Origin of the sequence: Achromobacter sp. (genome assembly GCF_050285565.1) — a bacterium.
Lineage (GTDB): Bacteria > Pseudomonadota > Gammaproteobacteria > Burkholderiales > Burkholderiaceae_B > Achromobacter.
Map to the genome: position 1 here is coordinate 157,094 of NZ_JBLZXG010000002.1, position 22,905 is coordinate 179,998.

General features: G+C 67.9%; 10 protein-coding genes. 5 read left to right on the forward strand and 5 right to left on the reverse strand.

Translation table 11 applies throughout. The features are described 5' to 3' along the window. Positions 1-59 precede the first annotated feature (59 nt). The 3 genes from ACN6O8_RS03830 to ACN6O8_RS03840 are packed head-to-tail and all read left to right on the forward strand — an operon-like array spanning position 60 to position 14,790. Positions 60-12,308 carry a hypothetical protein gene (locus ACN6O8_RS03830; protein ID WP_427989736.1) on the forward strand — a complete coding sequence of 4,083 codons (12,249 nt, stop codon included), beginning with the start codon at positions 60-62 and terminating at the stop codon, positions 12,306-12,308. 10 nt (positions 12,309-12,318) lie between these two features. Continuing rightward, a complete protein-coding gene (locus ACN6O8_RS03835; RefSeq protein WP_427989737.1) occupies positions 12,319-13,449 on the forward strand; it encodes a hypothetical protein in 1,131 nt (376 codons plus the stop codon). Between the two features lie 9 nt (positions 13,450-13,458). Then, a complete protein-coding gene (locus tag ACN6O8_RS03840) occupies positions 13,459-14,790 on the forward strand; it encodes a hypothetical protein (RefSeq protein WP_427989738.1) in 1,332 nt (443 codons plus the stop codon). Between the two features lie 64 nt (positions 14,791-14,854). Here the strand turns inward: ACN6O8_RS03840 and ACN6O8_RS03845 are convergent, their stop codons facing one another. Beyond that, positions 14,855-15,472, reverse strand: coding sequence for a LysE family transporter (locus ACN6O8_RS03845; RefSeq protein ID WP_427989739.1), 618 nt, complete (start codon positions 15,470-15,472; stop codon positions 14,855-14,857). 111 nt (positions 15,473-15,583) lie between these two features. Between ACN6O8_RS03845 and ACN6O8_RS03850 the strand changes: the two genes are divergently transcribed. Then, positions 15,584-16,192: a hypothetical protein gene (locus ACN6O8_RS03850; protein ID WP_427989740.1), complete on the forward strand. Its 609-nt coding sequence runs from the start codon at positions 15,584-15,586 to the stop codon at positions 16,190-16,192. 125 nt (positions 16,193-16,317) lie between these two features. Here the strand turns inward: ACN6O8_RS03850 and ACN6O8_RS03855 are convergent, their stop codons facing one another. Together ACN6O8_RS03855 and ACN6O8_RS03860 are read right to left on the reverse strand one after the other, a co-directional pair. Continuing rightward, entirely contained in the window at positions 16,318-18,021 is a 1,704-nt protein-coding gene (locus tag ACN6O8_RS03855) for a flagellin (RefSeq protein WP_427989741.1), read from the reverse strand. Between the two features lie 234 nt (positions 18,022-18,255). Then, on the reverse strand, positions 18,256-18,627 hold the full coding sequence (locus ACN6O8_RS03860; protein ID WP_427989742.1) for a cupin domain-containing protein: 372 nt from the start codon (positions 18,625-18,627) through the stop codon (positions 18,256-18,258). A 432-nt stretch (positions 18,628-19,059) separates the two neighbouring features. Between ACN6O8_RS03860 and ACN6O8_RS03865 the strand changes: the two genes are divergently transcribed. Then, positions 19,060-20,610: a cryptochrome/photolyase family protein gene (locus ACN6O8_RS03865; protein WP_427990158.1), complete on the forward strand. Its 1,551-nt coding sequence runs from the start codon at positions 19,060-19,062 to the stop codon at positions 20,608-20,610. Between the two features lie 69 nt (positions 20,611-20,679). Here ACN6O8_RS03865 and ACN6O8_RS03870 read toward each other — a convergent pair whose 3' ends face one another. Beyond that, a complete protein-coding gene (locus tag ACN6O8_RS03870) occupies positions 20,680-21,945 on the reverse strand; it encodes a sensor domain-containing diguanylate cyclase (protein ID WP_427989743.1) in 1,266 nt (421 codons plus the stop codon). A gap of 56 nt (positions 21,946-22,001) precedes the next feature. Then, positions 22,002-22,778, reverse strand: coding sequence for an EAL domain-containing protein (locus ACN6O8_RS03875; protein ID WP_427989744.1), 777 nt, complete (start codon positions 22,776-22,778; stop codon positions 22,002-22,004). Between the last annotated feature and the right edge of the window lie 127 nt (positions 22,779-22,905).

Consider the following 22,905-nt stretch of genomic DNA (forward strand, 5'->3'; position numbering starts at 1 on the left):
TCCCACATTCCGGGGCCGCCGTGTCCCGGGGCCATTCTTCAACCTGCCGAGACTTCTCCATGAAAAACGTGCTCAGGACGCTCCCCGTCACCATCAAGAACGGAACCATCTCGTTGAACTTCAAGCTGGCCGACGTCAAAAGCATGGCGATCGTCGGCGTCGACCTGGTGGCCTTGATGCAGGATGGCACCCGGTTGCTGTTGCCTGGGCTGGCGGTCAGGATTCTCGAACGGCCGTCGCCCGTGTTGCAGTTCCAGGACCAGCAACTGTCCGGCGCCGAACTGTTCACCAAGGTCGACATCGACAGCACCGCGCTCAAGGATGCCACCGAGGCCTTGCAGGTGCCGGTGTCCGAGCCGACGTCGTCGGACAACACCGGTAACGCGCGCGGCGCGACCCAAGAGGACGGCAAGGCCGGCGGCGCGGCTGCCGCGGAAAGCGCGGGCGATCCGGTCGCGGGCGCGGCGGATAGCCTGAATGCCGGCGACGCCGCCAAGGGCGAGAGCGACAAGAGCGGGGGCGAACCGCAGGCCTGGTACCAGGAATATGGCTGGATTCTGGGCCTGGTGGGCCTGGCCGGCCTGGCGCTGGGCCTGTCCGGCGGCAAGAAGAAAAGCAAGGACGACGACAATCCGGCCCAAGCCGCCGCGCCGGACACGCCGCCGGGCGACACCCCGCCCGCGCCCGGCGACGGCAACACCGAGCCCGCGCCGCCCGATCCCAACGTCCAGACGCCCGCGGTGACGGTCACCGGCGGCATCGCGGCCGGCGTCTTCAACCACGCCGAAACGCTCGCGGTGACGCTGTACGGCGCCCAAGGCCAGGAACTGGCGCGCGGCGAACTGGTGGTCGACTCGAAGAACGGGCAGGTGCTGTCCTACCGCGCCGAGCTGCCGGGCGACTACGTCGGGCCGGTGCGGGTGGTGATCACCGACGGCGCGCGCGACGGTCTCGGCTTCATCGATGAATACCGCCAGTCGCTGGCCCGGGCGCAGGGCATGACGCCGGAAGAGGTCGAACGCTTCGCCAGCGCCGACTTCGGCCCCCTCAGCGCCATCGCCTGGCGCGCGGAGGGGCAAGCGGATATGCGCGTGTCGGTGACGCCGCTGACCGAGTTGGCCGCGCGGCTGCTGCAAGTGCCGGCCGACCCCACGCAGCCGTTGGACGGCGTCTCGGCCGAGCAGGTAGCCGCGATGGCCGCCGCCGTCGCCGGCTTTGCCAAGACGTTCACCGGCGATACGCAGATCAACGATATCCTCGGCCCGGTCATCGCCATCAACGCCGACAACTTCGGCGCCGGCGCCGCCGACGCGCAGGCCTACGGCCGGGCGCTGGCCGGCCTGGCCGGCCTGGATGCGGTGTCGGGCGCGCTGGAGCAGACCCTGCGGCTGTTGACGCGCGGCCTGGAGCGCGCCGACGACGGCACGCTGCGGGTGGCGCAGTCGGTCGAGGGCGCGATCCTGCTGAGCGCGATGCAACAAGCCAATACCTTGTTGGCGGGGTTGGACGACCACTCGCTGTTCGACACCTTCACCTTGCCCGAGGTCCCCTGGAGCACGGTCAGCGCGTCCTTCACCGATGCCAGCCCGTCCGACGTCAGCGGCGTCGACGCGCTGGGCTCGGCGACGCAGCCCTCGGTCACGGTGTCATGGGACGCCGACGGCGGCCGCATCGCCGCCGGACAGACCGTGGCGCTGTACCTGCTCGACGGCCACCCGGTCGCGTCGCACACGCTGTCGGCCGAGGACATCGCCGCCGGCCGCGTGGTGCTGGGCGCGCCAGACTACGGCGAGCAGTCTCTGGGCGCGGACGGCGTCAAGCGGCTGTTCGCCACCGTGGCCGACGATGCCGGCCTGCTGATTGCGCGTTCCGAACTGCATAGCTATGGCCTGGTGAGCGTCGAGATCGACGCCATCACCGGCCTGAGCGCGGACACCGGCCTGTCGAACTCGGATTTCATCACCAATCAGCCGGTGCAGGCGGTGTCCGGCACCTACCGGGGCGCGCTGGGCGGGAACACCCACATCGAAGTGTCGGCCGACGGCGGCCGCACCTGGGTCGCCACCAGCGCCACCGCCGGCCCGGACGGCGCCGGCGGCACCTGGGTGTCCGGTTCGCTGCGCCTGGACGCCACCGCGCAAGGCGAGGACGCGCGCCTGCTGACGCGCGTGAGCGTGTCCGGCGGCCCTGGCGAGCAAGCCCTGACGCTGGCGGGCGCCTCGCACGAGTTCGTGCTGGACGTGACGCCGCCGGAAGCGGTGGTGGCCTCCATCGACAGCATCAGCGCGCCCCTGGTGGGCGCCGCCCTGCCGGACGGCTTCCTGTTCACGCAGGCCTCGCAGACCATCCGCGGCACCGTCAAGGGAACGCTGACGGCCGATGACCGGGTGGTGGTGTCGGTTGACGGCGGCAACAGTTGGATCGCGGGCGAAGCGGACGGCGCCAACTGGCAGGTCACGGTCGGCTTCTCCCGGCACGGGCCGGGCGAGATCCTGGCGCGCGTCAGCGACGTGGCGGGCAACTTCACGGCCGCGCTGGCGCACGCCTACCAATTCACCGAGGCATCGCTGGAGGGCGCGGTGCCGACCCAGGCGGTGACCGTGCAGGCCGTCACCGACCATATCGGCGACTCGCAGGCCGACCCCTACGATTTCATGGGCGAGCTGCGCCCCGGCATGAGCACCGATGACCGCCGGCCCACCTTCAGCGGCACGGTCAGCGCCGACCTGCAGGGCGACCAGCTCCTGGTGCTGGTCGACAGCGTCAATGGCGGCCCCGAGCGCCTGCTGGGCTACGCCAACGTGGCGCCGGGCGAGGACGGACAACTGCCGCAATGGTCGTTCACGCCGGTGCAGGACATGGCGTTGGGGCGCCACCAGGTGGCGGTCAAGGTGTTTTCGCCCAGCCTGGGGGCGTGGTCGGCGGCCTATCCCGAAGGCGTCGACGCCGATACCCCGGAGGCCACGTCCAACTGGGGCGCCTGGGACGTGAACGTGCAGTCGATCACGTTCGATGGCGTGATCATCCCCGGCGTGAATTCGCAGAACCTGTTGACCGCGCCGAGCCTGGTGACCGAAAGCACCCAGCCGATCCTGACCGGCATGTTGGGCAGCCGGCTCGGGCCGGACGAGACCGTGATGATCTACGACGCGGCCGACGACGGCCGGCCCGCGCTGTTGGGCGCGGCAACGATCGTGGCTGAGCAGGACGGCCCCGGCGCGCGCTGGCGCTTCGAGTTCCGCGACGGCGCGCAACTGCGGGACGGCGCACACGTGCTGCGCGCCGTGATCCAGCAGCCCGGCGGCGCGGAAGACGACGGGCCGCGCTCGCTGCTCAGCGCCGGCACGCCCCCCGTCATCATCAGCACCGAGCTGCCCGACCAGGTGGTGATGATCGACAGCGTGCAGGACAACGTCGGTATCTACACCGGCGCGATCGCCAGCGGCGCGTCCACCGACGACACCCACCCGACGTTGACGGGCACGGTTTCCGCGGCGCTGCGACCGGGGCAGACGCTGCAGGTTCGTGTCGCCAACGTCAATGATCCCGACCAGGTATTCACCTACGAGCCCGTGCTCGACCCGGCCGGCCTGGGCTGGACGCTGTCGGTGAACCCCGCGCTGCCGGTGGGCAACTATCGCCTGACCGCGGGCGTGGTCAACGGCGGTGGCGTGATGGGCACGATGAGCGCGCACTTCGATCTGCTGGTCAACAGCCTGACCTTCAGCAACCTCGATGATGCCGCCGGCCCCATCGTCGGCAACGTGTTCGCCGGCGGCGGGCCGTTCATCACCGATGACCGCGCGCCGGTGTTGAGCGGCCAGCTTGGCGTGGCGCTGGGCGCGGGCGAGGTGGTGCAGGTCGTGTCGCGCCACGAGGGCGTGGAGACCGTGCTGGGCGACGCGGTCGTCAGCGTCAACGACAAAGGCGGCGTGACCTGGCAACTGGCGCTGGACAACAGCCAGGGCCTGCGGCTGGCCGAAGGCCAGTCGGTCCTGTCGGCGCGCGTGGTCGACGCCGACACCCATGAAGTGCGCCTGGCGGTCGACCGGGAAATCCTCGTCGATACCGGCATCCCCGATACCCGGGTCGATATCAACGAGGTGCGCGACCAGGTGGTCGGCAACAACGGCTTCGTCGGCCCGCTGGCCCCCGGCCAGAGCACCGACGACCCGCGCCCGCTGATTTCGGGCGCGCTGCAAGGGGTAACCACGATACCGGCCTCGCGCGCGGTGCAGGTCATCGACCGCATGACCTCGCCGACCGGCGCCGTGACCGAGCGGGTGCTCGGCCTGGCGACCCTGGGCGAAGGCCAGAACGGCAGTTGGACGTTCACGCCGCCCGAGAACCTGGCGATCGGCTCGCACGCCTTTTCCGCCCGCGTCATCAATATCGCGAACGGCGAATTGGGCCCGGAAAGCCGCAGCCTGGCCGTGCGCGAAAACCGCTTGTCTTTCGCCACCGTCCTGGACCACGTCGGCGCGTTGCAGGGCAACCTGCTCGACGCCCGCGTGTTCGCCCAGCCGGTCTCCACCGACGATACCCAGCCCCGCATGTCGGGCGAGCTGGGCATGCCGCTGGGGCCGGACGAGCGCGTCGCGATCTACGATTCCGTCGACGGCAGGCCCGTGACGAGACTGGGCATCGCGACGGTGACGGGCACCGCCTGGGTGTTCAGCCCTGAAAACGCGCTGAGCGACGGCGCTCATGCCTTCCAGGCGCGGCTTGAGCGCACGCCGCCGGGCGCCGCGCCGCAGGTGCTGCTGTCGGCCTCGACACCTTCGATCCGCATCGACGGCACCGCCGTGCCGGTCACGCAGACCATGCTGGAGCTGCGGGTCAGCGACAACAACGCGGCCAATGGCTCGCAGACTGGCGCCGTGACCTTCCGGGGCAGTACCGACGACGCGCGGCCGGTCGTCAGCGGCAGGCTCAGCGCGCCGCTCACGGCGGGGCTGCAGGTGCAGGTATTCGCGTCGACCGTCGGCAACGCCGAGCGCCTGCTGGGCACGGCGGTCATGGACGGCGTCAACTGGACGTATCGGGACGCGCGGAACCTGCCGTTCGGGCCGGCCACGATCCTGGCGCGGGTGGTGGCCACCAGTTCTGGCTTGACCAGCAACACGCTGTTCACCACCGTCAACATCAATGGCATCTCGCTCACGGAAATCGCCGAGACCGGCACCGGTCAGAACGTGTTGATCCGCGACGGCCACGGCACGGGCGTCAACGATGTGACCTTGCGCGGCAGGCTGTCCGCCCCGCTGCTGGTGACGACCGAGCGGGTGGCCGTCTACGCCAAGGACGGCGACGCCGCCTTGTTCTCGCCGATCGGCTTTGCAACCGTCGCCAGCAATGGCGTCGATTGGAGCTTCCGTCTGCCGGAACGCCAGGGCGCGGCGCAAACCTGGCGCGAAGGGCGCCATGAACTCTCGGTGCGCATCGAAGACACGGCCTCGCGCGTCGCATATGCGCTGGCGGTCACCGACTTCACCGTGGACTCCCAGGTGCCGGCCCAGTTGGCGTCGATCACCGGCTACGTCGATGGCGTTGGCGTGTTTCAGGGCGTGCTGACCGCCGGGATCAGCACCGACGAGAAGCATGGCGTCATCCGGGGCACGCTCGACGCGCCGATCGATGCCCATACCCGCCGCGTGATGGTGTACGCCCGCGCCGTCGATGGCGGCCTGGTGTTGCTGGGCGAAGCCACGGTCACGGGCACCGACTGGAATTTCCGGAGCGTGGGGGACTTCGTGCCGGGCCTGCACATGCTGGTGGCCCGGGTCGAGAACATCGCGACCGGCGGCTTGGGCGTCTTGTCCGAGGCATTCGACGTGCGGGTGCAGGAAGTGAGCGTGGTCTCCGTCGTCGACCCGGCCGCGCCGGAAGTCAACATCCTGGCGCCGGTCTTCAACGGCGCCGCCAGGCACGGCGCCCTGACGTTCGGCGGCCGCCTGGGCGTGGCGCTGGCCGAGCAAGAGGAAGTCAAGGTCTTCGTCGACGGCGTGGCGCAGGAGGGCGTCGTCACGGTGGGCGGCGACGACGGCCTGGACTGGACGTTCACGCTGCCGGCCGACAGCGCGCTGGCGCGCGGCAGCCACGTCATCGCCGCGAAGGTGGTCGGCGCCGACGGCACCGAGATGCGGGTGGGCTCGACCGGCCACACCATCTACATCGATGACAGCGCGCCCGTCGAAACGGTGATCATCCGTTCCGCGCGCGACAATCAGGGCGCCGGCGGGCTCTCGTTCACCGGCGATAACCTGTCCGGCGTTGCCTCCGACGACACCCTGCCTCGCCTGCAAGGCACCGTCTCCGCGCCGCTGTCCGGCGGCGCGGCCGTGGCGGTGTACGGCCAGATGCCCGGGCAGGACGCGCCCGTGTTCCTGGGCTATGCCAACGTGGCGGCGGACGCGACCTGGACGTTCCAGGTGGATCGCGAATTGCCGTTCGGCGACACGGCGTTCACCGCCAGGGTGGTCAACCGGGCCGCTCCGCACCAGCTTCAGGGCGCCAGTTCGGCGACTTTCGTCGTGCATGAGCAGGCGGTGAGCATCACGGCGCTGATCGACCATCAGGGCGCCGTGACCGGCGACCTGTTCCAGGCCCAGGCGCAGGCGCCCGGCCGGGGCATCGCCCTGTTGAACACCGATGACTTGCGCCCGACCTTGCAGGGACGCGTGGCGGTGGCGCTCAAGGACGGCGAGGTGCTGTCGCTGTTTCGCGGCACCACCAAGCTGGGCGAGGCCGAATTCGCCTCGGACGGCCTTTCGTGGTCGTTCAAGCCGGGGGCCGATATGGCGCAGGGCACGGCACCCTTCAGCGCGGTGCTGCTCGACTTTGCCGGCCGTTCGCTGATCTCGGCGCAGACCCCGGACGTTACCGTCGCCAGGCTGGGGGCTGGCCACACCATCACCATCACGGCCGTGCAGGACGCCAACAACCGGCCGGCCCCGACCGGCACCGAAAGGATGGTCATAGCGCCCGTCAACGTGGTGGGCAATGGCGTGCTCGACGACACCCGCCCGGCCTTGTCGGGCACGCTGGACCGGCCCTTGACCGCGACCGAGACCGTGCACGTCTACGCCTTCGACAGCCAAGGCGGCAGGCACGACCTCGGTGTCGCGACGACGTCGGGCAACAACTGGTCGCTGGTGCCGGTGATTTCCCTGCCGGCGGGCGCGAGCCGGTTGCAGGCCGCCATCGAGAACGGCACTGACCGCAGCGACGTGGTGCTGTCGGCGCCGGTCACGGTCAACGTGGTGTCCGCCTCCCGCATCGAACTGGATGATATGTCGGCTTTGGGCGCGGTGGCGTCGACGGTGCCGACGATACGCGGCTCGGTCAACACGGATGCGCCGGAGAAACTGTCGGTGCGCGTGTTCATCGACGGGGCGGAGGCCGGCACGGCCCCGGTGGGCGCTGGCGGAAGCTGGCGGTTCCAGCCCATCTTGCCGCTGGCGGCGGGCCCGCACCGGGTCGAGTATGTGCTGCTGAACGACGGCGTGCCGGTCGACGCGGTGCAGACCGAGGCGCCCCGCTTCTTCACGGTAAGCGGGGCCAACGCGCCGTCGTTCTCGGTGACCCTGACGGGCGCCGGCCAACCGATCCTGACCGACCAGGGCGTGGTCGTGCTGTCCGGCACGGCCTCGGTGCCGGTGCCCGCGGGCATGGGCATCATGATCTCGGTCGATGGCAAGGATGTCGGCCTGGCGGGCCTCGATGCCGCTGGCGAGAACTGGTCTTACCCCTTGTGGGCGCAGTCGCCGGGGCAACACACCGTTGCCGCGCGACCGATCAACCTCGCCACGCTGGTGGCTTCCGAGGATGGCGCCGCGCAGGCCTCGGTCTTCCAGAACCTGCTGACGATCGACACGCCCGCCGGGGCGCTGGCCCTGTCCGGCGGCGTCTCGGCGCTGCTGGCCGGCAGCGACACGGATGTGGTGCTGGCGGGCCGGTTGGCCGGCGCGCTGCCGCCGGGCTACTGGCTGCAGGTGCGGCGCGATGGCGTCGTGCTGGGGCAGGCCGAAATGGCCGAGGACGGCGGCTGGCAATACGCCATCACGCCGCAGCAGCAGGCCGTTGGCCGGCATCAGTACAGCGTCCTGGCGCTGCCGGCCAGCGTCGACCCCACCGACGCCCAGGCCGTATCCGTCTTGCAAGCGCAAGCGCCGCTGAGTTTCATCACGGCCAATAGCGGGCCCAGCGCCCAGTTGTTCGTGGCGATCATCAGCCTGACCAACGACCAGGGCGCCAACGTTCCGGCCACCAACGCGACGATCCACAATCCCCTGCCGATGCTGCGCGGCACCGTCAGCCAGGCCCTCGATCCGCTGGAGCAGATCGTGGTGTACGGCCGTGGCCGCGACGGCCAGCAGGTGCGGCTGGGCGAGGTGCGGATGGTGACCGCCACCACCTGGGAATTCCAGGTTCTGAACGCCTTGCCGCATGGCGGCTATGCCCTGATCGCCAAGCCCGAGAATCGCCTGACACACGTGGTCAATGAGATCGGCAGCGCCACCGCGAACATCCAATTGCAGGATGTGACGATCACCTCGGTGACCGATCAGGTCGGCGCGCTGCGTGGCAATGTGCTCAGTGACGCCGCGCACCTGACCGATGACGGTCTGCCCGTCATCAGCGGCAAGCTCAGCGCGCCGGTGCGCGAAGGCGAACAGTACCTGCGCGTGTCGGACACGGTGGGCGGCGTGACCACGGTGTTGGGCCGCGCCCTCGTCGACGATCCGAGCGATCCCCTGGCGTGGCGCTTCCAGCCGTCGTTGCCGCTGGCCAACGGCCGCCATACGATTTCGGTCGAGATGGTCGGCACCAACAACGACGAGGTGCAGGTCGGCACCCGCGTGTCCTTCCTGATGGACGGCAGCACGCCGACGCAGATCGCGACCATCTCGCGGGTGCGCGACGATGACGGCCCGGTGGTGGGCTTTGTGCCCGCCGACGGCGCGATTGCGTACCCGCGTCCGCTGGTGTCCGGCACCGTCAGCGCGCCGCTGTCCAATGCGCAGGTCGTGCGCATCTGGGGCGACGACGGCGCCGGGAAGGTGGCCTATCTGGGCCAGGCCACGGTAAATGGCACCAATTGGACGTGGCGCAGCGATACCGATCTGGCCTTCGGTTCGGTCAGGCTGTTCGCCACGGTCGACAACGCCGCCAAGAGCGGGCAGACCTACGTGGCGGAGGGCGCCGTCCACGGCACGCCGTCGGCGCCGTTCAGCTTCCGCCTGCAGGACATCACGGACGTTCACGCGTTCGGCGCCGACGGCAAGGACGTGGACGCGAGCACCAGTTCGCGCCAGTTCACGCTGGGCGGCAAGCTGGTCGTGCCGTTGATCAACGGCGAATACGTCGAAGTGCGGGACGGCGCCTCGGTGTTGGGACGCGCCTCGGTCGACGCCGACTTGAACTGGCGCTTCCCCATCGGCGAATCGCTGACCAACGGCAGCCACGACTTCAAGATTTCGCTCGTGGGCAGCGGCAACGCCATTCTGACGCCGCTGGTGTTCGCGTCCCTGTCGGTGAACGTCTACGAAGCGGCGCCCGATCCGTTGCAGGCGGGCCTGATCGAGGCCGTGATCGTCCTGCCGGGAACCCAAGTGCTGGCCCGCAATAGTCCCTTCGATACCTGGGCTGGCAATAGTGTCCGGCCCGGCCAGAGCCTGAATGGCGGCCGGGTCGGCCTGTTCGGCTCGCTGGCCGTGGCGCCGCGCGCCGGCGACCAGATCCAGGTTTATGACAACGGCGCGTTGCTGGGCACCGCCAGCGTCTCGGGGCTGCGGTGGTGGTACAACGCCAGCGCGCCCTTGTCCGCCGGCGAGCACCGCTTCACCCTGACCATCAACGGGGTGCAGGTGCCGGCCTCCGATTCGGCCCATGCCGCCGGCTACCCGGTCGAGGTGTTCGACGCCGACGCGATCAGGATCGACGCGCTCACCAGCCAGACCGACCGGGTTCAGCCCTTGAGCGGCTCGTTGCAGCATGCCCTGGGGCAGGGCGAGGTGCTGGGCGTGTACCGCACCTTGAACGGCGAGAAGGTGCGCCTGGGCGACGCCAGCGTGCAACAGGCGGCTGGCAGCGACGGCCGCTTCGGCTGGTCGTTCACGCCCACCGCCGGGTTCGGCCTGGGGCTGGGCGAGCAGACGCTGACACTGCAAGTCGAAGGCGCGACGCACACCCGCGTCGCGGCGGCGCAGTCGGCCACCGTATCCCTGGACAAGGAGACGGTCGACGCGGTAACGGCGATCCTGTCGGTGGCCACCCCGCGCGCCGACGGCCTGGCCGGGGTCGAACCCGGCGCGTCGGTGAGCAACGCGGCGGTGGTGGTGAGCGGCACGCTCGATCGCGGGCTGATCGGCAGCGAGCGGGTGGCGCTGTATGACGGCGACGCCCGCGTCGGCTACGCCACGCTGGGCGCCACGGGCCGCAGCTGGACGTACGTCTTCACCGGCATGAACAATGGCGGCCATAGCCTGACGGCCGTGGTCGAGAACGGCGCCGGCCGCAGCGGGACGCGTTCCGGGGCATTCGCGCTGAATATGGCGGCGCAGGCGCCCGGCCAGCTCGTCACGCTGACCGGCGCCGAAGACGGCGCGCCCCTGGGCAGCGCGGTGGCGGTGGACACCCACGGATTCTCGGTATTCGTGTGGAACACCACGCGCGAGTATTGGGACGCGAACCAACTGCGCACCTCGGCCAACGCGACGCCCACCGGGCGCGGCCAAGTGCCGGCGCTTGATTTTGGCGCCTTCGGCAGCGCGATTCTCCCCGGTGTCCCGTACCAGGTTATCGCCAACTACCTGGGCGGTGGCTGGTTCCATGTCGATGAGCGGCAAGCGGGCATATGGTCTTTCCGCACGCCGGTGTCGGACGATTTCGCCGTGCTCGCCGTCGATGGCAAGCCGGTGTTCCGCATCGGGGGCTTCTTTCCCAGCGGCAGCGAGGGCAGCGTCAGCCTGGCGCCGGGCTGGCACTACCTGCGCATGGAGGTCGGCAACACCGGGGGCCAGGCCTACTGGGGGCTGCAGTGGCGCCGTCCGGGGGACACCGGCTATGCCGTGGCCCGCGACGTCTACACCAGCCCGACCGAGCACGCGGTGGCGCTGGGCGCGACGGACAAGCCGCATCACGTCAAGCTGAATTTCGCGCTGAGCGCGCCGCTGGGCCAGGATGAGCAGTTGCAGGTGATCGACCTGACCGCGCATCGGGTCGGCGACGGCCTGCGGCTGCAATTCTGGAACCTGCCGCCCGATCCCAGCCGCGGCTTCGATGCCGCCCTGGCGTTGATGGCGCAGACCCCGGCCGCCGTGTCGCGCATGGCCGACAGGCTGGTGTACGGCGCCGGGAATCCGTTCGACGCCGGCGTGATCGTCTCGGCAGCGTCGATGCTGGGGCATGCCTCGGGCTGGTTCCACGTGGCGCAGAACCAGGCCGGCACCTGGCTGTTCCGCACCACCTTGCAGGCTTCCCAGGTGCAGCTCAAGATCGATGGCCATACGCTGCAAGAGCCGGGCGAGTCGTTTGCGCACGCCCAGTACGCCACCACCCACCTGGAAGCCGGTTGGCATCACCTGGATTCCATTCTGTTCCAGAACTCCAACACCACCACCGATTGGCGGATCAGTGTGCAGCGGCCGGGCGACAGCGGCTATGTGGCGCTGACCGATTTCGCCCAGTTCGAGGCCGGCGTGCTGGGTCATGCCACCCTGGCCGATGCGGCGCGGCCCACCGCCTATTCCTTCGACACCACGGTGACCGACGGCGGCAGCCATACCCTGGTGGCCGTGGTCGACCACGACGGCGTCCACATGGCCCCGGAAGAGGCGACCGAAAGCAGAGTGTTCCTGGCCAATGGCGCATTCGGCATCGTCGACAAGGCGGTCGCCGTCACCGGCGACGGGCAGACCGTGGACTTCGCGGCCGTGCACGGCGTCATCAACCGGGTCGACCTGGATGCCGACCACGCCACCCATACGCGGGGCAACACCCTCGTCATCGGCGCCGATGATGTGCGCCTGGCCGATATCGGCGCGGCCGCCGGCCTGCACAGCGATCTGCTGAACGCCGCGTTCCACCAGTTGATCGTGCAGGGCGGGCAGCACGACGTGCTGCGGTTCACGGACACCGCCAACGCCACGGCGTGGCGCGAAAGCGGCACGATCGCGGCGGCATCGGACGCGCCCGCGTACACGGTGTTCACCGCGCCCGACCAGGCCTTGCAGTTGGTCGTCCAGACCGACATCGCGCTCGACCTGAACGGCGTGCTGCGTTCGACCGCCCATCCGGTTATCTGAGGAAACACGCATGGACAATTCCGCGGGAAAAATCAACTACTGGCCGGGCTTCGTGGACGCCTTCTCCAATCTGGTGCTGGCGCTGGTGTTCGTGATCGTGATTCTGGCCATGTCGCTGGGCATGTTCAGCGGCCTGATGGCCAAGATGGCGATTCAACGCGCCCTGGTCGAGCAACGCCTCAAGGAGTCGCAGGCCGCGCCGGCCGGCGCGGGGGGGGCGACCGGTGGCGCGGGCCGGGCTGGTGAGGCTGGCGCGAACGGCGCGAATGGCGCGAATGGCTCGAACGGCTCGAACGGCTCGAACGGCTCGAACGGCTCGAACGGCTCGAACGGCGCGAATGGCGCGAATGGCGCGAATGGCTCGAACGGCTCGAACGGCTCGAACAGCTCGAACGGCTCGAACAGCTCGACCGCCACGACCGCCACGACCGCCGCGACCGCCGCGACCGCCGCCAACGAGACAGGCGCGGCCGGCGACACCCGGCCGGCCGCGGCCGGCGCGGGCCAGCCGTCCGCCGTCGCCCTGTCGCCGGACAGCGCCCCGGCGCCGCGCAACGGCGCGCCCACCCAAGCGACGGCCGCGCCGCCAGCGGACGCGGACGACGCCTGGCCGGCTGTCGCGGCGGCCACGACCGCGCAGGCGGCGTCCAAGGCCTCCAAGGCCTCGGACGACGCGGCCCAGGCCGTGCTGCGCAAGGAAAACGACGCCTTGCGGCAGGAACTGGCGGCCCTGCGCCGCAAGCAGGCCACCCCGGCGCCAGCGCCGTCCGCCACGGCGCAAGCCGGCTCCAAGCTCGACAGCACCACCGCGGCACCGCCGGACGCGGCCCGGTCGTCAGACCCGTTCGGCCCGATGATGCCCGGCGGCGATCCGACCTTGCAGCGGCGCATCGACGCCGACCTGCAGCGCGTGCTCAAGGACTTCGGCGCCCAACGCGACAGCGCCGCCGTGATCGAGGTGGTGATCCATGTCCCCAACTACGCGCTGACCGAGAACAAGCGCACCGCATTGTTCTACCTGATCTCAATCAAGGACTATCTGATGAAGAAGAACGTGTCTCCCGAACGCATCCTGATGCACATGGACCCGGCCCCCGCCGGGCAGAACGACATGACGGTCTCCATGTCCGTCGAGCGCTGAGGAACTGCCATGACCGTGTTTCGATCTGTGCGCTGGAACGTGCTGAAAGTCATTTCGCCCCTGATCGCGGCGGCCGCCGCGGTGGTCCTCTGGCCGGGCTTCTTCAAGATGGCGCTCGGCTCCGGCCACGCGATCTCCTTCGTGATCCTGATCGGCCTGGGCATCGGCTCGGCGCTCATCATCTGGCAAAGCCTGCGCGTCAATTCGCGCTGGGAGGCGTTGGTCGCCTTCATCGCCGAGACCCACGACGAGGGCCGCGACTGGCGTTCGCTGGCCTACGTGCGCTCCAACCTGGGCCAGGTGATGCTGCGCCAGGAATCGCTGGGCCTGAGCCAGGAGGCCATCGAGCGCGACGTGCAGAACCTGCGCATCCGCGTCTATCAGGCGCAGATCCTGCCGGACTTCCTGGTCGGCCTGATGGTGGCCCTGGGGCTGGTCGGCACCTTCGTTGGCCTGATCTACACGCTGGGCGACGTCGGCACGATGCTGTCGCAACTGAACTCCAGCGCCGTCGACGGCTCCGAGGTCGAGCAGGTGTTCGGGCGGCTGGTGGCCCAGTTGCAGAGCCCGCTCACCGCCATGGGCACCGCCTTCGCGGCCTCGCTGTTCGGTTTGGTGGGCTCGATCCTGCTGGGCCTGATGATGGTGTTGCTGCGCGGGCAGGTCGAGGACTACATGCGGGCGGTGCGCAAGTTCATGCTGGAGCGCCTGGATGTCCGCAATCAACGGTTCAGCCTGAAAGCCACGGAAAGCGTGAACGAAGAAATGCTGGCGCGCCAGGTGCACCGCCTGGGCGAACTGATCGAGCGGTTGGGCGAGCGCCAGGCCGATTCGACGCGCGCGCACGAGGCGTTGCAGCGCCAGCTTGCCCAGGCGTGCGAGCAGGAAGCGCACAACCGCGCCCAACTGGAAGCGCGCTTCGAGCAGATCGGCGACTGGCAGGACGCCACCATCGCGCAGGTCCACGACGCCAAGGAGCGCGCGGTGTCGATGCAGAACATGCTGACGGCCCTGTTCGAGCGCGGCGACGCCGCCATCCAGGCCATGCAGGTGCTGACGGATTCCTCGGCCACCGGCGTGACCGCGCTGCGGCATACCACCGGCCTGCTGACCGACCTGTGCAAGGAGCAGGGCTTGCAGCGCGACGCGCTCGACCGCTGCGTGCAGGGGCTGGCCCAGGCGCCGGCCATGCTGGAGACCTTGCAGGCCTGGAACCAGGCCGTGGGCGCGCACCAGGACGCGCGCCTGCAAGCCTTCGAGGCCCAGTTGCAGATCATCCGCGCCTTGCTGGAACGCGGCCCGGCGCGCGTTGCCGCTTTGGGCGCGCCCGAACCGGCCTGACCCCGGCGGGCGTTAGCGGCTCGCGCCGAACCCGGCGCGGCGCCGCCCGCGCCCGCCCCGCGCGCTAGCGGATCGCCGCCAGCTTCACCGCGAACCCCAACAAGAACACCCCCGCCAATCGCTCCAGCAGATTGGCCACGCGCGGATTGGCGCGCATGCGCTGCGCCAGGTGGTGCGTCAGCAGCACCGCCACCAGGCCATACAGGAACGTCAGCGCCGCCACGGTCACCGCCATGAAGGCGAAAGTCACCAGCCCCTGGTGCCTGACCGGATCGATGAACAGCGGAAAAAACGCCATGTAGAACATGATCGCCTTGGGGTTGAGCAGGGTGATCATCGCGGTCTGGCGCAGGTAATGGCCGTTGTCCATGCGGCTCGGGCGCGGCGCGGCGCCGGGCTTGCTGCGCATCATCTGCAACCCGAGCCACGCCAGATAGGCGGCGCCGGCCCACTGCACCACGTGGAACGCGGTGGGATAGGCCGCCAGCAGCGCGGACACGCCGGCCACCGCCAGCCACATCAGCACCTGGTCGCCCAGGATCACGCCGCAGGTGGCCGCCAGGCCCGCTTTGATGCCGCCCTTGCCAGTGGCGGTGAGCAAGGCGAAATTGCCCGGCCCGGGAATGATGAGCAGCATGAGGAAGGCGAGCACGAAGGCGCCATAGTCGGTGACACCGAGCATGGAAAAACTCCTGGAAAGGGCGACCACGCGGCATTGTAGAGCCCGCGCGCGGCCCCGGCACGCCACTTGCTGCAGGGAGGGACGCAATGGACCACTCACAAGGAGAGCAAGATGGCCAAGAAAGCGGGCAACCTCGACCAAATCCACGATTTGCTGTATCAGGCGCTAGAGACCGAGCTGGGAGGCGAGCAGGTCTACCGCGCCGCGCTGGCCTGTACGCTGGAGGACGATCTGCGCAAGGAATGGCAGGGCTATCTGGAAGAAACCCAGACCCACCAGCGCGTGCTGCTGGGCACGTTCGAAACACTGGGGCTGGATCCCGACGCGGCCGTGCCGAGCCGCAAGGTGGTCAAGCATCTGGGCGAAAGCCTGGTGGCCGCCATGGCGCTGGCCAAGTCGCAAGGCGACGCGGCGGCGGCCCAACGGGTGGCGGCCGAGTGCGTCGTGCTGGCCGAGACCAAGGACCACCAGAACTGGGAGTTGATCGGCCTGGTGGCGGACAAACTGAGCGGCCCCCAGGCCAAGGCGCTCAAGCAGGCGTACGACGCCGTTGAAAAGGATGAGGATCACCACCTCTATCACACCAAGGGCTGGGCCCGCGAGCTGTGGATCCAGGCGCTCGGCTTCCCGGCGGTGCTGCCGCCGCCCGAAGAGGCCAGGCACGTCGAGACGGCCATCGGCGCCGCGCGCGCCGAGCAGGCGCGCGATTCCATGCTCTGAAGCCGCAAGGGCGGCCGGCCGCGGCGGCCCCCGGCCGGCGTCAGGCGCCCCATGCGTTGCGGCCCCCGGGGCCATCGCGCGATGCGATGGCTCCGGGGGCCGGATTGCCGTGGGTCAGCGCGCGATCAACGCAGCAGCGACAGCACCGTCTGCGGAACCTGGTTGGCCTGCGCCAGCACCGAGGTGCCGGCCTGTTGCAGGATCTGGGCCTTCGACATGTTCGACACTTCCGTGGCGTAGTCGGCGTCCTGGATACGCGAACGCGCATTGGCCAGGTTGTTGATCACGTTGTTCAGGTTGGCGATGGTCGATTCCAGGCGGTTCTGCACCGCGCCCAGTTCACCGGTCATCTTGTCCAGCATCGTGAAGGCGGCGTCCAGCGTCTTCATGGGGTCTTCGGTCTTCGTGCCCTTGCTGGTGGTGTCGGTGGTCAGCTTGCCGGACGCGCTGACGTAGGCGAGCGAACCGACCTTGGGGGCGTAGTCGCCCGTGCCGGTGCCCGCCGTCACGGTGGCTTGGCCCGAGGTGGGGTCGACATGGTAGTTCGTCTCGAAGTTCGCGACGGTGGTGAACTCGTTCCTTTCGTCGACGTAGGTGTTGGTCGACGTGCCGGAAGTGAACTGCACGTTGGCGGAGGTGATGCCCGTGCCCAGCGTGATCGTCACGTCGTTGGCGGTGGTGTTGGCCTTGACCTTGGCCAGCAGTGCATCGGACGAGATGGTGTCGACGAAGGTGATGTGGGTAGTGTTACCAGTCCCACCCATGTTTTGGTACGTCTTGCCGCCGATGGTCAGCGACGACTGGCCAGTGGCATTGGTATTGCCCCCGATGGCGTTCAACACGGTAGTGAGCGTGGCGGCGGTGCCGCCGGCGTTGTTGGTGCTCATGGAGCCAGCGTTATCGAGGTACGCGATCTGGCCGCCAATCTTGATGGCGCCCGTGGAGTCGACGTCGAAGTCGGTCGACGCAGTGCCGTTGGAGTGAACGTAGTGGCCGGTGGCGGTGCCAGTGGGCGGGCGCAGCTTGTTCGCCAGGGTGGTTATGGCGCCGGCGTTCGTGGTCGACTTGTCGGTGAACGAGAAATTGTTCTTGCTGGCGTCGTAGTTGTAGACGGTGGCAGAGCTAGGCACGACCGCCCCTAGGGTGACCTTGTTGCCATTTTCCAGTTTGGCGAACACCTGGTCGGCGGTGGCGCTGGCGTGATTGGTCTGCACTGTCCAGTCGTTGCCGGTGGCGGTACCGTTGGCGGCTGCCAAGTCGGTCACGGTGGCCGTGTGGTTCTTGGTCACGCCCGTGCCGTTGACGTTGAAGCCGTCCAGGCCCAGCGTCTTGGCGCTGACTTCGGTCAGGTTCAGGGTGATGGTTTCGTTGTCGTTGGCGCCGACCTGCAAGGTCAGGGGCGTGGCCTTGTCCGACAGAACCTTGACGCCGTTGAAATCGGTTTGTTGCGAGATGCGGTCGATGTCCTGCAGGCGCTGGTTGATTTCGTCCTGGATGGAATTGAGCTGCTCGGTCGAGTAGCTGCCGTTGGCGGCCTGCACCGCCAGTTCGCGCACGCGTTGCAGGTGGGTGTTGATTTCGGCCGACGCGCCTTCGGTGGTCTGCGCCAGCGAGATGCCGTCGTTGGCGTTGCGCGCGGCCTGGGTCAGGCCCTTGACGTTGGCGGTGAAGCGGTTGGCGATGGCCATGCCGGCGGCGTCGTCCTTGGCGCTGTTGATGCGCAGGCCCGACGACAGGCGTTCGATGGCGGTGCCCAGGGACGACTGGGACTTGTTGAGGTTGTTCTGCGCAACCAGCGACAAGTAATTGGTATTGATGACTGCTGCCATGGGTTAGCTCCTGAACAGAGTGTGGCTTTGCTGGATCGGGCCACGGACGCGGCCCGACGGAAACGGGATGAACCGTCGCTCGACGCGCGGCTCGTCCGTTGCCATAGCTACGGCCCAGGAGAATTCGTTCTTTAGACGTTCGCCGCCGTAGACAGGGCTTTATGATCTTTTATGAGCTTTTGCTCGCGCTGGGCGCGCGCACGATCGGCGTTCGCGGGCGGGCCTGGACGGCGGCTAAGCGTCCGCGGCGGCGCGCGGGCGCCAGATGCCCGGAACAGGGTGCAGCAGGGTGAGCAGCACCACGGCGGGCGCGCGCGCATACAGGCAATGAGGTTCGTCAGGCGGTAGCATCACCAGTTGTCCGGCGGCCAGGGTGCACGTGCGCGCCGGGGTTTCAATATCGACATGGCCCGAGAGACACTGAAGTGTCAGCTCGCCCGGGACCCGGTGGGACGGCATCCGGTGTTGCGCGGGCAGGACCAGGCGGATGAGCTGCACATTGACCGTGCGCAGCAGGCTGAGGCTGACCGCGGCGTCAACCGCGGTGGATTCGCGCGGCGGCAACAGGTCAATCACGTCCAGGGGGTTTGCGTGTACCAGGGCCATTGGCTGCTCCAGATCCTACATGCAGGACGCCGCGTCCTTGCCCTCATTGACCGAGCATGTCAGCGCGCATGACGCCGGGGGGCGAGGGGATCCCGGCCCGTCCATTTTCTGCCCCATGCGAGAAAATGCAACCTGGGATCACCCCGTGTGCCAATGTCCAGGGCCATCCGGGCGCCCGGGCGATGCGCGCGTGCCTGCCTCGCAAGCTATTGGGGGCAGACCCCCGCAAATATAATCGCAGGGGTTACTTTCAGCGGAGGTTTGCCATGCGCCATGCCGGATCCGGACGTCGTTTCACCCACCCATTGTGGCGCCTGGCGCCATGGCTGGGCCTGGGGCGGGTGGGCTTGGGCACCGAGGCGTTTATCCGGGTCGGCCGGCAACGCGCGCAGCCGCCCCTGGAACCGGCGTTCTGATCCGGGACGGGGCGCCATGGCATCCAGACGCGCCGGCGCGCGCGCGCTGCGCTTGATTCTGGGAGACCAGTTGAACCCGCTTCACAGCTGGTTCGGTCAGGTCGACCCGCAGGTGGTGTACGTGCTGATGGAAGTGCGTCAAGAGACGGACTACGTGCGGCATCACGCGCAGAAGATCCTGGCCCTCTTTGCGGCCATGCGCGATTTTGCGCGCCATCTGCGCCAGGCGGGGCATCGGGTGAGGTATGTGGCGATCGATGACCCCAGCAATCGCCAGGACGTCACGCAGAATCTGGCCGCGCTGATGGCGCATTACGGCGCCGCCGAACTGAGCTACCAGCAACCCGATGAATGGCGCGTCAGTGAGGGCCTGCGCGCCTGGAGCGCGTCGCAAGCGTTTCCCGCGCGGGAAGTCGACAGCGAACATTTCTATACGTCCCGCGACGAGGTCGCCAGGTTTTTCGGGCCGCGCAGGCAATGGCTGATGGAGACCTTCTACCGTCATATGCGCCAGCGCCATGGCGTGCTGATTGACGCCTCGGGCGCGCCGGCGGGCGGCCGATGGAACTTCGACCATGACAACCGTGAGCCCTGGCCCGGCACGCCGCTGTTGCCGCCGGACGCCAGGCCGGTGCATGACCATGGCGCGTTGTGGGCGACGGTGCGGCGGGCGGGCGTGCAAAGCTTCGGCAATCCCCAAGCCAGTCAGTTCCGCTGGCCGTTGAACCGCGCGCAGGCGCTAGCCTGGCTGGATCATTTCATCCAGACCGCTTTGCCGAACTTCGGGGCTTACGAAGACGCGATGAGCGCGGGCAACCCGCGCCTGTTTCATTCGCAGTTGTCGTTCGCCTTGAACACCAAGATGCTGCGCCCGGACGAGGTGGTGCGGCGGGCGCAAGCCGCCTGCGAAGCGGGGCACGCGCCGTTGGCGGCGGCGGAGGGCTTCATCCGGCAGATTCTGGGCTGGCGGGAATATGTGCGCGGCGTGTATTGGGCGCACATGCCGGGCTATGAGACGCGCAACCTGCTGGCGCATGAGCGCCCGTTGCCGGCCTGGTTCTGGACCGGGCAGACCACCATGCGCTGCATGCGCGACGCCATCGGCAATTCGCTAGAGCACGCCTACGCGCACCATATTCAGCGCCTGATGGTCATTGGCAACTTCGCGCTGCTGGCCGGGCTGCACCCTGGCGCGGTGCATCAGTGGTATCTGGGCGTGTATGTCGATGCGTTCGAATGGGTGGAATTGCCGAACACGGTCGGCATGAGCCAGTTCGCGGACGGCGGCCTGCTGGGCACCAAACCTTATGTCAGCAGCGCGGCTTACATCGACCGGATGAGCGATTACTGCGGCCAGTGCCCGTATGAAAAGAAGCAGAGAACCGGCGGCCGCGCTTGCCCGTTCAATGCGCTGTACTGGGATTTCTTTGCCCGCCACCGGCCGCGGCTTGAGGGCAACCGGCGCCTGGCGATGGTGTACCAGCAATTGCGGAAAATGCCCGCGCCGGTGCAGACCGCGTTGCGCGAGCAGGCGGCGCTGACCTTGAGCCGCCTGGACGCGCTTTGATCCCTTCCCACGCATCCCGATCCGCGCGAGTTTGCCCGCCGGTTGACGGTCGGGTGTGAAGCGCCAGCGTCAGATCAACGCCTTGCCTGGTTTGGGCGCGACGGCGAGCCTGTCGCGCCCGGCGCGCTTGGCATCGTAAAGCGCGGCGTCCGCGCGCGCTATCAATGCCTCGATGGTTTCGCCCGGGTCAAACTGCGCCACGCCCAGGGAAAGGGTGACTGAACCGATTTCCCCATCGCGATAAGCCTGGACCCGAGCGCGGATGCGGCTCGCGAGTTCGACGGCGTCCGCGATCGGGCAATCGGCCAGCACGATCACGAATTCTTCCCCGCCCCAGCGGATCACCGCGTCCTGGCTGCGTACCGCGCCCTGCAGAATTCTCGCGATTTCGGTAAGCACGCGGTCGCCGGCGAGATGGCCGAAGTGGTCGTTGATCCGCTTGAAGTAGTCGACATCCGCGATGATCAAGCTCAGCGGTTCGGCCTCGGCCTGGGCTTTGACAACGCAGTCCCGCAGCATCTTCTCGCCCTGATAACGATTGTAGAGCCCCGTGAGCTTGTCTTTGGTGGCGGCGCGCCACAGGGCCTGCTCCCGTTCCACTTGCTGCGACACGTCTTTGCTTACGCTGATGTGGTGGGTTGCCCGCCCGGCATCATCGAAAATCGTTGAGATGGTCTGCTCGACGTGAAAGAGCGACCCATCGCGCCTGCGGTTGACGAACTTGGCGCGGAAATCCCGGCCGCTTGCCAGGGTGCGGTACATGGCCGCATAGAAAGCGTCATCATGCTCGCCGGATTTAAGGATCGCCGCCGTTTTGCCACGGATGACGGGCAGCGGGTAGCCGGTGGCGTCTTCGAACGCCTTGTTCACGAAGATGATCCGTGATCTGGCGTCCGTCAGCATCACCAGATCGCTGGTCGCGTCGAGCGCGCGGGCCAGCAGACGATTGGTGCGCTCGACCCGCGCCAATTCGGAAATATCCTCCTGCGCCGACACAAAATGCGTGACCGCTCCGGTAGCGTCGTGAATCGGCGAAACGTTCCAGCGGACGATGTAATCCGAACCGTCCTTGCGGTAGTTGGTGGTACTCCCCTCGAAAAACCGTCCGTCTTTCAAACAGGCGCGCAGTTGCGCGATAACGCTCTGGTCGGTGGCCGGCCCTTGAAGCATGCGGAGCGACCGTCCGCGCAGTTCGTCCAGGCTATAGCCGGTCATGGCCAAGAAAGCGGGATTGGCGAACTGAACCCGGCATCCCGCCGAAAGGTCGGCATCCGTGATGACCAGCGCGTTCCAGGACTGCATGAATGCAGCTTCAAACAATTTCTGTTGCAGCATCGGTCACGCTCACTCATGCTTTTAACGCCGGGCTGCCCGGCCGACTATCGCGACCATCAGCCTGCATTGGATATCGGCGGCATCGCCTGGAATGCCGGCTTGGCGAACAAGTACCCCTGCATGAGCGTAATGCCTTGCGACGCCAGAAAGTCACGCTCGCCCACGGTTTCAATGCCTTCCGCGATGACTCGAATTCCCAAGTCCGCGCAGATCCTTTGCACGCCTGAGATGATGCGCTGGCGCGCGCCATTGGTATCGACGCCGCGCACCAACGCCATGTCGAGCTTGATGAGGTCCGGCTGAAAGTCGGCCAGCAGCGTCAAACCCGAATAGCCCGAGCCAAAGTCATCGATGGCGGTCTGAAAGCCATACGACTTGTAGGCTTGGAAGATCTTCAACAAATGCGCGCGGTCGATGATGCTCTCACTTTCGATGGTTTCGAAAATGATCCGATTGATCGGAAAGCCGTGTCGCTCCGCGGCCTCGAAGGTCGTGCGTATGCACGCGGCGGGTTGATAGACCGCGTTCGGCATGAAATTTATGGATAGGAACCGGCCCATCTCCAGCCGGGCGGCGAGTTCGATGGCGGTCGTGCGGCAACGCTGATCGAAATGATAGCGGTTCGAGTCGTTCACCTGCGCCAGCACCGAAGCCGCCGACTCCCCTTCAGGCCCGCGCACCAGGGCTTCATAGGCATAGGGTTCGCCCGATGCCACGTCGACAATGGGCTGAAACGCGAACGTCATGTCGATCGGCGCTTCCTCGCCTGATGTGCAACCCTGGCACAGGCCGTCTGATGCGGGGCGCCCGGCCGAGCGGTGTATTGGAATCATGGTGGTGGCACAGGAAGGAAAAATCGATGGGGCGGATGCCCGCCCAGAGGTTGAACTTCATGCAGCGCACCGCCCTGAAGTCTTGCAGTGCGCGACTTTAACAGATGAACGAATGTCGCGAACACGC

Excerpts from the sequence above, each read along its gene's own strand:
- ACN6O8_RS03830 (WP_427989736.1), top strand. The coding sequence starts at position 60 with ATGAAAAACGTGCTCAGGACGCTCCCCGTCACCATCAAGAACGGAACC.
- ACN6O8_RS03835 (WP_427989737.1), top strand. The coding sequence starts at position 12,319 with ATGGACAATTCCGCGGGAAAAATCAACTACTGGCCGGGCTTCGTGGAC.
- ACN6O8_RS03840 (WP_427989738.1), top strand. The coding sequence starts at position 13,459 with ATGACCGTGTTTCGATCTGTGCGCTGGAACGTGCTGAAAGTCATTTCG.
- ACN6O8_RS03845 (WP_427989739.1), bottom strand. The coding sequence starts at position 15,472 with ATGCTCGGTGTCACCGACTATGGCGCCTTCGTGCTCGCCTTCCTCATG.
- ACN6O8_RS03850 (WP_427989740.1), top strand. The coding sequence starts at position 15,584 with ATGGCCAAGAAAGCGGGCAACCTCGACCAAATCCACGATTTGCTGTAT.
- ACN6O8_RS03855 (WP_427989741.1), bottom strand. The coding sequence starts at position 18,021 with ATGGCAGCAGTCATCAATACCAATTACTTGTCGCTGGTTGCGCAGAAC.
- ACN6O8_RS03860 (WP_427989742.1), bottom strand. The coding sequence starts at position 18,627 with ATGGCCCTGGTACACGCAAACCCCCTGGACGTGATTGACCTGTTGCCG.
- ACN6O8_RS03865 (WP_427990158.1), top strand. The coding sequence starts at position 19,060 with ATGGCATCCAGACGCGCCGGCGCGCGCGCGCTGCGCTTGATTCTGGGA.
- ACN6O8_RS03870 (WP_427989743.1), bottom strand. The coding sequence starts at position 21,945 with ATGCTGCAACAGAAATTGTTTGAAGCTGCATTCATGCAGTCCTGGAAC.
- ACN6O8_RS03875 (WP_427989744.1), bottom strand. The coding sequence starts at position 22,778 with ATGATTCCAATACACCGCTCGGCCGGGCGCCCCGCATCAGACGGCCTG.